The 13973-nt window shown below is 65.2% G+C and carries 13 protein-coding genes; 7 read left to right on the top strand and 6 right to left on the bottom strand.

The genetic code is table 11. From position 1 onward, the window contains the following. Positions 1–14 precede the first annotated feature (14 nt). The 7 genes from P1K30_RS15125 to P1K30_RS15095 all read left to right on the top strand — a co-directional run bounded on the left by P1K30_RS15125 (position 15) and on the right by P1K30_RS15095 (position 6274). A complete protein-coding gene (locus P1K30_RS15125) occupies positions 15–1046 on the top strand; it encodes an extracellular solute-binding protein (RefSeq protein WP_275633588.1) in 1032 nt (343 codons plus the stop codon). 36 nt (positions 1047–1082) lie between these two features. Continuing rightward, positions 1083–2138, top strand: a complete 1056-nt coding sequence (locus tag P1K30_RS15120) for an ABC transporter ATP-binding protein (RefSeq protein WP_275633587.1) — start codon at positions 1083–1085, stop codon at positions 2136–2138. Continuing rightward, on the top strand, positions 2135–3004 hold the full coding sequence (locus P1K30_RS15115; RefSeq protein WP_275633586.1) for an ABC transporter permease: 870 nt from the start codon (positions 2135–2137) through the stop codon (positions 3002–3004). Before P1K30_RS15120 ends, P1K30_RS15115 begins: the two co-directional genes overlap by 4 nt. Continuing rightward, positions 3001–3816, top strand: coding sequence for an ABC transporter permease (locus tag P1K30_RS15110; RefSeq protein WP_275633585.1), 816 nt, complete (start codon positions 3001–3003; stop codon positions 3814–3816). The genes P1K30_RS15115 and P1K30_RS15110 overlap by 4 nt, the downstream gene beginning before the upstream one ends. A gap of 31 nt (positions 3817–3847) precedes the next feature. Continuing rightward, a complete protein-coding gene (locus P1K30_RS15105) occupies positions 3848–4780 on the top strand; it encodes a 2-hydroxyacid dehydrogenase (RefSeq protein WP_275633584.1) in 933 nt (310 codons plus the stop codon). Between the two features lie 14 nt (positions 4781–4794). Continuing rightward, positions 4795–5436: a cupin domain-containing protein gene (locus P1K30_RS15100; RefSeq protein ID WP_275633583.1), complete on the top strand. Its 642-nt coding sequence runs from the start codon at positions 4795–4797 to the stop codon at positions 5434–5436. An 85-nt stretch (positions 5437–5521) separates the two neighbouring features. Continuing rightward, on the top strand, positions 5522–6274 hold the full coding sequence (locus P1K30_RS15095) for a FadR/GntR family transcriptional regulator (protein WP_275633582.1): 753 nt from the start codon (positions 5522–5524) through the stop codon (positions 6272–6274). 39 nt (positions 6275–6313) lie between these two features. Here P1K30_RS15095 and P1K30_RS15090 read toward each other — a convergent pair whose 3' ends face one another. The 6 genes from P1K30_RS15090 to chvE all read right to left on the bottom strand — a co-directional run bounded on the left by P1K30_RS15090 (position 6314) and on the right by chvE (position 13968). Further along, the gene (locus P1K30_RS15090) at positions 6314–7228 is read right to left on the bottom strand and encodes a dihydrodipicolinate synthase family protein (protein ID WP_275633581.1); all 915 of its coding nucleotides are present in this window, start codon (positions 7226–7228) and stop codon (positions 6314–6316) included. Between the two features lie 13 nt (positions 7229–7241). Beyond that, complete coding sequence (locus tag P1K30_RS15085; protein WP_275633580.1) at positions 7242–8177, bottom strand: Gfo/Idh/MocA family protein; 936 nt, start codon at positions 8175–8177, stop codon at positions 7242–7244. Continuing rightward, positions 8177–9919 carry an L-arabinonate dehydratase gene (gene araD / locus P1K30_RS15080; protein ID WP_275633579.1) on the bottom strand — a complete coding sequence of 581 codons (1743 nt, stop codon included), beginning with the start codon at positions 9917–9919 and terminating at the stop codon, positions 8177–8179. The genes P1K30_RS15085 and araD overlap by 1 nt, the downstream gene beginning before the upstream one ends. A 163-nt stretch (positions 9920–10082) precedes the next feature. Beyond that, the gene (mmsB, locus tag P1K30_RS15075; protein WP_379560540.1) at positions 10083–11291 is read right to left on the bottom strand and encodes a multiple monosaccharide ABC transporter permease; all 1209 of its coding nucleotides are present in this window, start codon (positions 11289–11291) and stop codon (positions 10083–10085) included. Positions 11292–11303: 12 nt separating this feature from the next. Further along, the gene (gene mmsA, locus P1K30_RS15070; RefSeq protein WP_275633578.1) at positions 11304–12824 is read right to left on the bottom strand and encodes a multiple monosaccharide ABC transporter ATP-binding protein; all 1521 of its coding nucleotides are present in this window, start codon (positions 12822–12824) and stop codon (positions 11304–11306) included. A 79-nt stretch (positions 12825–12903) separates the two neighbouring features. Next, entirely contained in the window at positions 12904–13968 is a 1065-nt protein-coding gene (chvE, locus tag P1K30_RS15065; protein ID WP_275633577.1) for a multiple monosaccharide ABC transporter substrate-binding protein, read from the bottom strand. Between the last annotated feature and the right edge of the window lie 5 nt (positions 13969–13973).

The following is a 13973-nucleotide window of genomic DNA, read 5'->3' as shown; positions in this document are numbered from 1 at the left end:
AGGGAACCAATGAAATGAAAAAGACACTGATGACCATGTCGGTCGCGATGGCCGCGCTGGTGGCCGGCGCCGCCAATGCGCAGACGCTGTACGTCGCCGGCAACGGCGGGTCGCAGGAAGAACTGATGAAGTCGGTGATCTTCCCGATGTTCACCGAGGAAACCGGCGTCGAGATCGTCTATTCCGCCGGTAACTCTGCCGCCGTTCTGGCCAAACTGCTGGCCGGTCAGGACAACCAGCAGACCGACATCGCCATGATGAACACCGGCCCGATGAGCCAGGCAATCGAGCTGGGCCTGTGCCGCGATCTGGATATCTCGGAGCACGAGGAAAACATCCACGACTTCGCCAAGTTCGACAACGGCAAGGCCGTCGGCTTCGGCGTCGTGGGTCTTGGCGTTGCTTACGCCACCGAGGTCTTCGCCGAAAACGGCTGGGACGCCCCGACATCGTGGACCGCGCTGGAAGACGACACCTTTGCCGACAAGATGGTGTTCCAGCCGCTGAACAACACCAACGGGATGCTGGCGCTGATCAAGATCTCTGAAATCTACGGCGGCGGCGTCAACGACATGGACCCCGGCTTTGCCAAGATGGAAGAAACCATCGCACCCAACGTGCTGAGCTTCGAGCCGTCCTCGGCCCGGTTGGCCGAGATGTATCAGAACGGCGAAGTCTACATTTCCGTCTGGTCGTCCACGCAGGTCAAGGTGCTGGCCGAAAAGGGCTTCCCCATCGAACTGGTCTACCCTGAAGAGGGTGCGATGATCATCTCGAACGACGTCTGCGCGGTGACCACCGAAGAGATGAAGCCCGAGGCGATCGAGTTCGTGAACTTCCTGATCTCGCCGGAAATTCAGGAGATCCTTGCCAAGAACCTTGGCTTTGGTCCGACCAACGCGCTGGCCGAACTGACCGAGGAAGAAGCCCAAGGCGTGCCCTATGGCGAGGACGCCGTCAGCAAGCTTCAGGCGATCGACTGGAACATCGTCAACGCCAGCCGCGAAGACTGGGATCGTCGCTGGGTCCGCGAGATCGAACGCTGATCCCGGATACCCAAGGCTAAAAGGCAGAGACTGACGATGACGAGTACGACTGTGTCCGGAACCCCGCTGGTGCGGATTGACGGACTGACGAAGATCTACGGCAAGACGACCGTCGTCGATGGTCTGAACCTGACGGTCGCGGAGGGAGAGTTCGTCTCCCTCCTCGGCCCGTCGGGCTGCGGCAAGACGACGACGCTGCAGATGATCGGAGGATTCGTCCGCCCCGACGGCGGACGGATCGACCTTGGGGGGCAGGACCTGACGGCGATGCCCGCCAACAAGCGCGGGCTGGGCATGGTGTTCCAAAGCTACGCGCTGTTTCCCCACATGACCGCCGCGCAGAACGTGTCCTACGGGCTGGAAGTCCGCAATGTCGGCCGCGCCGAACGGCAAGAGCGGGTCGAGAAGGCGCTGGCCCTTGTGGGCCTTGCGCAATACGGCGGTCGCTATCCCCGGCAGATGTCCGGCGGCCAGCAGCAGCGTGTGGCACTGGCCCGCGCACTGGTGATCGAGCCGCGCGTGCTGTTGCTGGACGAACCGCTGTCGAACCTCGACGCCAGCCTGCGCGAGGAAATGCAGGTGGAACTGCGCCGCATCCAGCAGCAGACCGGCACCACCACGATCCTTGTGACACACGACCAGACAGAGGCGATGGCCCTGTCCGACCGCATCGTGCTGATGCGCGGCGGCAAGATCGAACAGGTCGGCGCGCCGGAAGAGGTCTACAGCCGCCCGGACACCCGCTTTGTCGCGAATTTCCTTGGCAAAACCAACCTGTTCGCCGCCACTGCAACCGACGGCCAAATCGTGCTGAAGGATCAAAGCTGGGCCGCCCCAACCGGCGCCGCCGGCCCCGTGACCGTGGCCGTTCGGCCCGAGAAAGTATCGGTCGCCGACGCCGGCCTGCCCGCCCGCGTCACCAACCGCACCTTCCAAGGCGGGCTTTGGCTGCTAGAGTTCGACACCCCCGAAGGCCCGGTCCTGATGCAGCGCCAGAACATTGGCGCCCGTCCTCCCGCGACGGGCGAGGCCGTGCATCTGACGTGGCAGGCGGACGACATGCACCTGATCGCGGACGAGGCCACCGCATGACCGCCGCGCTGCGTCGCTTCGACCCCGTCCCGTTCATCCTGTCGCTGCCGACCGCGCTGACGCTGGGGATCTTCCTGCTGGTGCCGCTGGCCGCGACGGCGATCCTGTCGTTGCAGGCGTTCAGCCTCTACACCGGCATCGAATCCGTCTTCAATCTGGACAACTACCGCGAGATCTTCTCGGACGACTACTTCGGAGAGATCTTCCTGCGCACCGCCCGCATCGCCGCGTTCACCACGTTGCTGTGCGTGCTGATTGGCGCGCCCGAGGCGGTGATCCTGATGCGGATGAAGGCGCCGTGGCGCGGGATCTTCCTGCTGGTCGCGCTGGGTCCGCTGCTGATTTCCGTGGTGTCGCGCACGCTGGGCTGGGCGCTTCTGTTCGGATCGACCGGGGTGATCAACGATGCGCTGATCGCGCTTGGCATCGTCGATGAGCCGGTGCGCTTCATGTACACCGAATACGGAGTGGTCATCGCGCTGGCGCATGTGCTGCTGCCGTTCATGATCATCTCGGTCATGACGACGCTTCAGCGCCTGAACCCGATGGTCGAAAGCGCGTCCTATTCGCTGGGCGCCAGCGCCTTCACCACGTTCCGCCGTGTGATCCTGCCGCAGGTGCTGCCCGGGATCTTCGCGGGGTCGATCATCGTCTTCGCGATGGCCGCCTCGGCCTTCGCCACGCCGCAGATCATCGGTGGCCGCCGCCTGAAGGTCGTCGCGACCTTGGTCTACGACGAATACCTGTTCTCGCTGAACTGGCCGCTGGGCGCGGCGCTGGCGCTGCTGCTGTTCGCGATCATCATCGTGGTCGCGGTGGGCTTCAACCGCCTTGCAGAGGCGCGCTTCAAAAGGATGTACGGATGAGCAGCGGCAACGGGTTCTGGTCCCTTCTCTTCCACACGCTGTTCGTCGTCTTCGTGATGGCGCCCATCGTGGTGGTCTGCATCATCGCCTTCACACCGGAAGGCTACCTGTCGATGCCGACGAACGGCGCGTCGCTGCGGTGGTTTCAGGCGCTGTGGAACAACGCCGAGTTCACCGGCAGCTTCCGTACCAGCCTTGCCCTTGGCGCGGCCTCGGCCAGCATTGCCGCGCTGATCTCGGTCCCGGCGGCGATTGCCATCGTGCGGTACGACTTTCCGGGACGGCAGGCGTTCCTCAGCCTGTGCATGTCGCCGCTGATGGTGCCGTCGATCGTGCTGGGCGTCGCGTTCCTGCGGTTCTTCTCGCAGATCGGCATGAGCGGCACGATCACCGGGCTGACCATCAGCCACGTCATCCTGATCGTGCCCTACGTCCTGCGCACCATCATGAACTCGCTGGGCTCGCTCGACCGGTCGCTGGACCACGCCGCCGCATCGCTGGGGTCGCCGGGCTGGACCACGTTCCGCAGGATCACGCTGCCGCTGATCCTTCCCGGCATCCTGTCGGGCTGGATGCTGGCCTTCATCACCAGTTTCGACGAGGTCACGATGACCATCTTCATCTCGTCGCCCGAGACCACCACCCTGCCCGTCCGCCTGATGCTTTACATCGAGGACAGCATCGACCCGCTGGTCGCCGCCGTCTCGACCGTCCTCATCGTCATGGCGCTGGTCGTCATGCTGGTGCTGGACCGGCTGTTCGGGCTGGACCGGATGCTGATCGGGTCAGGCCCCTCTGACAGGGACCGCTGACCCCCACCGAAATGACGAAAGGACCAAACACATGACCCTGCTGGTTAAATCCGGCGGCGAGGATGTCTTCCCCGAGTGGAAGGGATACTTCGCCGAATTCGCCCCCGACGTGGACACCCGGTTCTGGAACGACCCTGACGTGTCCCCCGAAAGCGTGGAATACGTGATGGTCTGGGAACCGCCCGTCGGCTGGCTGGCCAAGTTCCCGAACCTTCAGGTCGTATTCTCGTCCGGTGCGGGCGTCGATCACATCACGCGCGACCCGGACTGGCCCCGCCACCTGCCGCTGGTCCGCATGGGCGGCATGGAACAGCGTATGAGCGAGTATGTCGTCTGGGCCGCGTTGACCGCGCTGCGCGACACCCGCGACTTCGCGCTGGGACAGGCGGCGCACGAATGGCGGTACAAAGAGGTGCCGCACTCGGCCCGCGACCTGACCGTCGGCATCATGGGGATGGGCAATCTTGGCATCGCGGCGGCGGCGGCCCTGCGCGGCATGGGGTTCAAGACGCGCGGCTGGTCGCGCACGCCCAAGACGCTGGACGGCATCGAAAGCTTCGCCGGGGCTGGCGACCTTGGCGATTTCCTTGCCGGCACCGACATTCTTGTCGATCTGCTGCCCGCCACCCCCGCGACCGAAAACATGATCGACGCGCATCTGCTGGCCGGCCTGCCCGACCACGCGACCTTCATCAACGCCGGGCGCGGCAAACACCTTGTCGAGGCCGACCTGCTGGCGGCGCTGGACGCAGGCACGCTGGGTGGCGCCGTACTGGACGTGTTCCAGACCGAGCCCCTGCCCGCCGACAGCCCGATCTGGGATCACCCGAAGGTCACCGTCACGCCGCACATCGCCTCGACCCCCACCAAGCGCGAAAAGGCCCGTTACGTCGCCGAAGGCATCAAGCGGTTCAACGAGGGCAAGGACCTGCCCAACGTTTTCAGCCCGGAAAACGGCTACTGAGGAAGGATCCCAGAATGAAGATCGAACCGGGCGTCTACGCCCTGCATCGCGCAGCGCAGACCGAGATCAGCGCCACCGAGTTCCGGGACGACGACCGCGGCCTGACCGTGACCGTCGGCACCCCCGCCGACACCGTCGCCGCACCGCGCGTGGTGATCGTACTGGCCGGGCGGGTCACGGCCGATGGCCTTGGGGCTTTCGGTCCCGGGCAGGCGATGATCCTGCCCGCCTCGGCGGCGCTGTCGGCAGAGGCGGGAATCGCCTGCGTCACCCTGACGGCGGACGCCACCGACGGGCCCGATCTGCCGATGGCCTTGCGTCCCGATACGCTGGGCGAAATCCCGCCCTGCGACCCGACCCCGGCGGACCTGCTGCTGTCCGGCACGCCCGAGCAGACGGACCTGACGCTGTACAAGGACGCCGCGCGCAACTTCGGCGCCGGCGTGTGGACCACCACGGCCTATCACCGGCGGTCCATCGCCTTTCCGAAGTTCGAGGTCATGCACATGCTGTCGGGTTGGATCGAGCTGACCGAGGATTCGGGCACCGTCCATCGGTTCGAAACCGGCGACACCTTCCTGATTTCGAAGGACACCCGCTGCGACTGGAACACGGGCGGGATGGAGAAAATCTTCTGCACCCTGGCGCCAACGTGACGGGCCACGGCCCAGGCAAAAACCAACGGGGTCGCAACCGCGGCCCTTTCTCGGCACACTGACGGAACGCGGGAGGGAGAGCGATATGGACAGTTTTAGCGCCAAACCGGCCAAAAAGCGCAAGCTGGCAGAGGTCGTCTATGGCCAGATCCTTGAACAGATCCTGTCCGGCCAGTTGTCCGAGGGGGAAAAGCTGCCCTCGGAGACGGAACTTAGCCGCGCGTTTCAGGTGTCTCGCCCGGTCAGCCGCGAGGCGCTGATGCGGCTGCAGGCCGACGGGCTGGTGAAGACCCACAAGGGCGTCGGCACCTTCGTCACGCGGCGCCCCCCCGAACGGCTGGGCGAGTTGGCGGATTCCTCCGAGGTGTCGGGATACCTGCTGGCGATGGAGCCGCGCATCGTGCTGGAATCCGAGGCCGCCCGGCTGGCCGCCATGCGCCGGACCAAGCAGCAGCTTGCGTCCATCCGCGCCGCCCACGACGCCTTGCGCGAAGCGATTGCCCGGGGCGAGCTTGGCCGGACCGAGGACATCGCCTTTCACGAACGGATCGCGATGGCATCGGGGAACGAGAACTTTCCGCTCTTGCTGCGCACCATCGGCAACCCCGTTGCGCAGACCATCACCATCGGTCTGGAACTGGGACGCGCCGCGCCGCAACGGCAACGCGTGCTGGAGGAACATGCCTCGATCCTGTCGGCTATCGCCGCCGAGGACCCCGACGCGGCGGCCACCTACATGCGGCACCACCTGTACCAGGGCCGCGCCGGGCTGGTCGACATGTACCACCACACCGAGCGCACGGATGCGCCCGGAACGGATTTCTTCGACGACGCCTGAACCACGCCGCGCGCGGACAGGGTCTCCGTCAGGCGTGGGTCACTTGCCCCACTTCAGCGCGATCAGGTCCAGTTCGCGCGACAGCGACAGCAACCGGTCCTTGGTGCGCTGCGACATCGGCTTCAGCGGGTGGCGAACATAGTCGGACCCGATCACGCCGCCTTCCATGTAAACCGTCTTGGTGGCGCGCAGGCCGCATTGCCGGTTCTCGTGGTTGATCAGCGGCAGGCACTTGCCCCACTGTTTCAGCGCCGCGTCCTTGTCGCCCGCAAGATAGTCGGTGACGATCGGGCGGATGTGCTCGCACTGCAGGCCCGAGGTCATCGTCGCCGTCGCGCCCGCGTCGAGGTCGGCCAGAAGCGTCACCGCCTCTTCGCCGTCCCACGGGCCAAGGATGCTGTCGCCGCCCGCCTCGATCAGCGCGGCCAGCTTGTCGGCGGCGAAGGGGCATTCGATCTTGAAGTAGCTGACGTATTCCAGCTCTTTCGCCATCTTCGCCAGCAGCGGCACCGGCAGGGTCACGCCCGACAGCGGTGCGTCCTGCACCATGACGTCGATGCCGACCTCGTTTACCGCGGCGAACTGTTCGAAGATCCCCGCATCGTCGCCCTTCAGCGCCGCGCCGTGATAGGGCGGCATCATCATCACCATCGCCGCGCCCATCTCTTTCGCGGCGCGGGCGCGTTCCACGACGATGCCGGTGTAGAAATGGCTGATCGTGACGATCACCGGCACACGGCCCGCGACGTGTTCAAGGCTGATGCGCATCAGCGTTTCACGCTCGGCATCCGACAGCACGAACTGTTCGGAATAGTTGGCAAGGATGCAGATGGCGTCGACGCCCTGATCGATCAGGCAGTCGAGCACGCGGCGCATGCCTTCTTCGTCGACACGTCCATCGGCGTGAAAGGGCGTCGGGGCGACGGGCAGAATCCCGGTCAGCGGCTTGGTCATGGCAAAGTCCTTTCTACCAGTGGAACGGGGCGACGACCTTGCGGCGGCCGAGCGTGAAGGCGTCCGCGACGTGACGCATGGGGGACAGGTCGACCTCGCGTTCGCCGCGGGCCAGAAGTTCGGCAAAACGGGCGTACAGCGCCGGGTATTCACCCTGCAGTTCCGGCCCGCGCCGTGCATCGACCTCGACGCCGTCGATGGTGAGCCGTGCGCCGCCCTCGCTAAGCAGGGCATAGCCGCCATCGGTCTCGATGTGCATGTCCCACTCGGGCGGGCCGTCCTTCAACCAGTCGAACTGCGCCGACACCTGCGCGCCGCCCGGATCGCGGAACGTCAGGTCAGCGGCGATCGGAGTGTCGCGGTTCTCGGGGAACTGCAGCTCGGCTTGGCGCAGGAACAGGCCGCGCGGATAGATCTCGGTCAGAACCGACAGCGCGTTGATGCCGGGGTCGAACACGCCAAGGCCACCGGCCTCCCAGATCCATTCCTGCCCGGGGTGCCAGAACCGCACGTCTTCCTTCCAACGCACTTCCAGACTGCGGATCGTCCGCTCGGCCAGCCACGCCTTCGCCGCCGAGACCGAGGCCGCGTGCCGCGAATGCCATGTGGAGTAGAACACCAGCCCCCGGTCGATGGCCAGCGCCTCGAGGTCGTGGACCTCGCTCAGCGTCGCGCCCGGCGGTTTCTCGATCATCAGGTGCTTGCCCGACTCCAGCGCAAGGCGGGCGTCGTCGTAGCGAGCGTGCGGCGGCGTGCACAACGATACACAGGTGACGTCGGGCCGCGCCTTCAGCAGCGCGCCGAGATCCTCGAAGCGGTCCACCCCGTCGACGCCCGCATTGCGGCTGGCCGTCGCCACCAGTTCGAAGTCGTCGTTGGCGGCGAGGGTTGGAATATGCTGGTCGCGGGCAATCTTGCCCACGCCGACGATCGCGATCTTATGCGCCATCAGTGCGAGTCCTTAGGTACGGCCGCCCCCCGGCAGCCCTTGAGAAAGTCGAAGTCAGCACCGCTGTCGGCGCCTTCGACGTGGTCATGGAACATCCGGGCGTAGCCGTCCACCGGAACCTCGGGCGGGCCCTGCCACTCGGCCAGCCGCGCGGCGATCTCTTCGTCCGTCAGGTCCAGATGCAGGCGCCGCGCCGCCACGTCCAGTTCGATCATGTCGCCGTCGCGCACGATCGCCAGCGGCCCGCCCCGCGCCGCCTCGGGCGAGGTGTGCAGCACGACGGTGCCGTAAGCGGTGCCCGACATCCGCGCGTCGCTGATGCGGACCATGTCGGTGATCCCTTTCCTCAGCACCTTGGGCGGCAGGCCCATGTTCCCGACCTCGGCCATGCCGGGATAGCCCTTGGGGCCGCAGTTCTTCAGGACCATCACGCAGGTCTCGTCGATGTCCAGCACCTCGTCGTTGATCTTGGCCTTGTAGTCGTCGATGTCCTCGAACACGACCGCCCGGCCCCGGTGCTTCATCAGCGCAGGGCTGGCGGCCGACGGCTTCAGAACCGCGCCCGAGGGCGCAAGGTTGCCACGCAGCACCGCAATGCCGCCCTGCTGCGTCAGCGCCTTGTCCACCGGCAGGATGACGTCCTCGTTCCAGTTGCGTACGTCCTTCACCTCGTCCCAGACCGTCTCGCCCGAGACTGTCAGCGCATCCTTGTGCAACTGCCCCGCTTCGCCCAACCGCTTCAGCACGACGGGCAGACCGCCGGCATAGAAGAACTCTTCCATCAGGTACTTTCCGGATGGCATGAGGTTCACGATGGTCGGCACGTCGCGGCCCAGCCGGTCCCAGTCGTCCAGCGTCAGGTCGATGCCCACGCGGCCCGCCATCGCCATCAGGTGGATCACCGCGTTGGTGGACCCGCCGATGGCGCCGTTGGTGCGGATCGCGTTCTCGAACGCTTGCTTGGTCATGATGTCGGACGGCTTCAGGTCGTCCTTGACCATTTGCACGATGCGCCGCCCAGAGATCTGCGCCATCACGCGGCGCCGCGCGTCGACGCCCGGAATGGCGGCGTTGCCCGACAGCGCCATGCCCAGCGCCTCTGCCATGCTGGCCATCGTCGACGCGGTGCCCATCGTGTTACAGGTGCCGGACGACCGGCTCATCGCCTGCTCGGCTTCTAGGAAATCCTCGGTCGTCATCTTGCCGGCCTTGATGTCCTCGGACATCTGCCACAGCGCCGTGCCGGACCCGACCCGTTCGCCCCGGAACCAGCCGTTCAGCATCGGCCCGCCGGTCACCACGATCGACGGCAGGTCCGTGGACGCCGCACCCATGATCAGCGAGGGCGTGGTCTTGTCGCAGCCGACCAGCAGCACCGCACCGTCGATGGGCTGGGCGCGCATCGTCTCTTCGACCGCCAGCGCGGCAAGGTTGCGATACATCATCGCCGTGGGGCGATAGGTATTCTCGGACGCCGAGAACACGGGGACCTCGACCGGGAAGCCGCCAGCCTCCCATACGCCGGCCTTCACCTTCTCGGCCAGCTCGCGCAGGTGGCCGTTGCAGGGCGTCAGCTCGGACCACGTATTCAGGATGCCGATCACCGGGCGCCCGTCGAACAGGTCGTGCGGGTAGCCTTGGTTCTTAAGCCAGCCGCGGTGATAGATGTTGTCCCGCGACGTGCCGCCGTACCACTCCTGCGAGCGCAGCTTGCGGGGCCATTCGGCAGGCTTGAAGGTCATGTTTTCAGCTCCTGTCCCGATGGGACCTGACTTAAGGGGGCCAAGCAGCGGCGCCCGGTCTCCCTCCCCCTTCAGGGGGAGGGTTGGGGAGGGGGTGAAACACCCACCGCCCCGCGGCTCCCTCCCCCTGACAGGGGGAGGGTCGGGGAGGGGGTACCCCGCCCTACCCCTGCTTCTGTTTGTTGTAGACGTCGAAGATCACGGCGGCCAAAAGCACCAGCCCCTTGATCACCTGCTGGTAATCAATGCCGATCCCCATGATCGACATGCCGTTGTTCATCACGCCCATGATGAACGCACCGACCACCGCGCCCACGATCTTGCCCACGCCGCCGGACATCGACGCGCCGCCGATGAACACCGCCGCGATCACGTCCAGTTCCAGCGCAAAGCCCGCCTTGGGTGTCGCCGTGTTCAGACGCGCCGCGAAGATCAGACCGGCCAGCGCAGCAAGGAAACCCATGTTGACGAAGGTCAGGAAGGTCAGCCGCTCGGTCGCGATGCCCGACAGCTTCGCCGCCTTCTTGTTGCCGCCCAGCGCATAGATCCGCCGGCCCAGCGTCGTCTGCTCGGTGATGAAGGCGTAGATGATGAACAACACGCCCATCGTGATCAGCACGTTCGGCAGGCCACGGAAGGTGGACAGCTTGTAGACGAGGAACATGAACGCCCCGGCAACGATGGCGTTGCGGATCACGAAGAAGGGCATCGGTTCCGCTTCGATCCCGTAGGCCACGTTGCGGCTGCGCTTGCGCATCCCGGTCCAGACGATGATGGCCACCACCACCGCGCCGACCACCAGCGCGGTCACGTTCGGCCGGTCCACCCCGAACAGGTCAGGGATGAAGCCCGTCGACAGCGCCTGGAATTCGCGCGGGAACGGACCGATGGACTGGCCCTGCAGCAGCCACAGCGACAGGCCGCGGAACACCAGCATCCCGGCAAGCGTCACGATGAACGACGGGATGTTCCAGTACGCGACCCAATAGCCCTGCGCCGCCCCGATCAGGATGCCGACCAGCAGACAGGCGGGGATGGCCATGTAGACGGACCAGTCCCAGTTGACGATCATCACCGCCGCCAGCGCCCCGATGAAGCCCATCACGGACCCCACGCTGAGGTCGATGTTGCCGCCGACGATGACGATCAGCATCCCCAGCGCCATGATGATGATATAGCTGTTCTGCAGGAACAGGTTGGTGATGTTGATCGGCCGCATCAGGGTGCCGCCGGTCACGATCTCAAAGAAGACCATGATCGCGATCAGGGCGAACAGCAGCCCGAATTCGCGCATGTGGCCGATAAGATAGCCGGACAGCCCCTTGCCGCCTGCCTCTGCCTGCCCCTCGGTGGGGGAAACCGTGTCGGACATTCCTGCCCCTCCCTATTCGGTGACGATGAGCGACATGATGCGCTCTTGGCTGGCTTCGGCGGCGGTCAGTTCGCCGACGAATTCGCCCTCGTTCATGACGTAGATCCGGTCGCACATGCCCAGCAGTTCGGGCATCTCGGACGAGATCATCAGCACACCCTTCCCCTCGCGCGAGAGGTCGTTGATGATGTTGTAGATTTCGTATTTCGCGCCGACGTCGATGCCGCGCGTCGGTTCGTCAAGGATCAGCACCTCGGGCCCCGCGAACAGCCACTTCGACAGAACCACCTTCTGCTGGTTGCCGCCCGAAAGGTTCATCACCTTCTGCACCACGCTGGGGGTGCGGATGTTCATCGCCTTGCGGTACTTTTCGGCAACCTGCGTTTCCTCGGCCCCGTTCAGCACGCCGGTCGAGGACACGCCCGGCAGGTTCGCCAGCGTGATGTTGGTGCGGATCGTCTCTTCCAAGATCAGGCCAAGTTCCTTGCGGTCCTCGGTCACATAGGCCAGCCCGCTGTCGATGGCGGCGCGGACGCTCGACGTGTTGATCGGCTGCCCGTGCAGGAAGACCTCGCCGCTGATGTTCTGGCCATAGCTGCCGCCGAAGATGCTCATCGCAAGTTCGGTGCGCCCGGCGCCCATCAGGCCGGCGATGCCCACGACCTCGCCCGCGCGGACCGACAGGTTCACGTCGTGGACGACCTGACGTTCGGAATGCTCGGGGTGGAAGACGTTCCAGTTCTTCACCTCGAACAGCACCTCGCCCGCCCGGCGCTCGCGCTCGGGATAGCGGTGCGACATGTCGCGACCGACCATGTCGCGCACGATGCGGTCCTCGGTCACGGTTTCGGTCTTCGCGTCGATGGTCGACACGGTGGACCCGTCGCGGATCACGGTGATCGAATCCGCCACGCGCCGGACCTCGTTCAGCTTGTGGCTGATGATGATCGAGGTGACGCCCTGCGCCTTCAGTTCCAGCAGCAGGTCCAAAAGCGCCTGACTGTCGGATTCCGACAGCGCGGCGGTGGGCTCGTCAAGGATCAGCAGCCGCACGTCCTTGGCCAGCGCCTTGGCGATCTCGACCAGCTGCTGCTTGCCGACGCCGATCTTGTCGACCATCGTGCCGGGCGCTTCTTTCAGCCCCACGCGGCGCAGCAGCTCCTCGGACCGGCGGAAGGTTTCTTGCCAGTTCATCACGCCGCCACGGGCGCGCTCGTTGCCAAGGAACAGGTTCTCGGCGATCGACAGAAGCGGCACCAGCGCCAGTTCCTGGTGAATGATGATGATCCCTTCGCGCTCGCTGTCCGAGATGCCGCCGAACCGGGCCGGATTGCCCGCGTACAGGATCTCGCCGTCGTAAGAGCCGTGGGGATAGACGCCGGACAGAACCTTCATCAGCGTCGATTTGCCGGCGCCGTTTTCGCCGACGAGAGCGTGGATCTCGCCCTCCTGTACCCGGAGGTTGACCTCGTCCAGCGCCTTCACGCCGGGAAAGGTCTTGGTGATGCTTTGCATCTCCAGCAGCGTGCCCATCGGGCTCCCCCCCTAAGAATGTCTGCGGATTTTCGTGGGCCCCCGCCCTGTTGCGGGCAGGGGCGTCTTTACGTTGCGATCAGAGATCGTCGGCCGAGTGGTAGCCGGAGTCGATCACGATTTCCTCGTAATTCGAGGCATCGACCGGAACCGGCTTCAGCAGGTAGCTGGGCACGACCTTCACACCGTTGTCGTAGGTTTCGGTGTCGTTGATCTCGGGCTCGCCGCCTTCCAGCAGGGCCTCGACCATACCCACGGTGACGCGGGCCAGTTCGCGGGTGTCCTTGAAGATGGTCGAGTACTGCTCGCCTGCGATGATCGACTTGATCGACTGCAGTTCGGCGTCTTGCCCGGTGACGATCGGCATCGGCAGGTCGCCCGAGCCGTAGCCGACGCCTTTCAGCGACGACAGGATGCCGATGGACAGGCCGTCATAGGGCGACAGCACGCCATGCACCTGCGCGTCGGTGTAGTGGGCCGACAGCAGGTTATCCATGCGGGCCTGCGCCACGGCGCCGTCCCAACGCAGGGTGCCGACGGTGTCCATGCCCATCTGGCCGGACACGACGTTCACCTTGCCCTCTTCGATCAGCGGGTCGAGAACCGACATGGCGCCGTCGTAGAAGAAGTAGGCGTTGTTATCGTCCGGCGAGCCGCCGAACAGTTCGACGTTCCAGCTTTCCGCATCGGGGAAGCGTTCCTCGAGACCTTCGACCAGCGAGGTCGCCTGCTGCACGCCAACCTGGAAGTTGTCGAAAGTGGCATAGTAATCGACGTATTCGCTGTCACGGATCAGGCGGTCGTAGGCGATCGTCTGGATGTCGGCGAAGTGCGCGTTCTCCAGCGCGTTCGACAGCGTGGTGCCGTCGATGGCGGCGATGACCAGGACGTCGACGCCCTTGGTGATCATGTTCTCGATCTGGGCCAGCTGGTTCGGAATGTCGTCTTCGGCGTACTGAAGATCGGTCTCGTAACCGGCGGCTTCGAACTGCTCGACCATCGATTCGCCGTCGGAAATCCAGCGGGCCGAGGATTTGGTCGGCATCGCGATGCCGATCAGGCCCTTGTCCTGGGCAATCGCGGGCGCGGCCAGCAGAGACGCGCCAAGAGCCAGGGCGGAAAGCCCCAGAGTCAGTTTTTTCATGATGT

The sequence above is a fragment of the Psychromarinibacter halotolerans genome (assembly GCF_029168315.1).
Classification (GTDB): domain Bacteria; phylum Pseudomonadota; class Alphaproteobacteria; order Rhodobacterales; family Rhodobacteraceae; genus Psychromarinibacter; species Psychromarinibacter halotolerans.
This window is presented reverse-complemented; position numbering and strand designations above follow the sequence as displayed.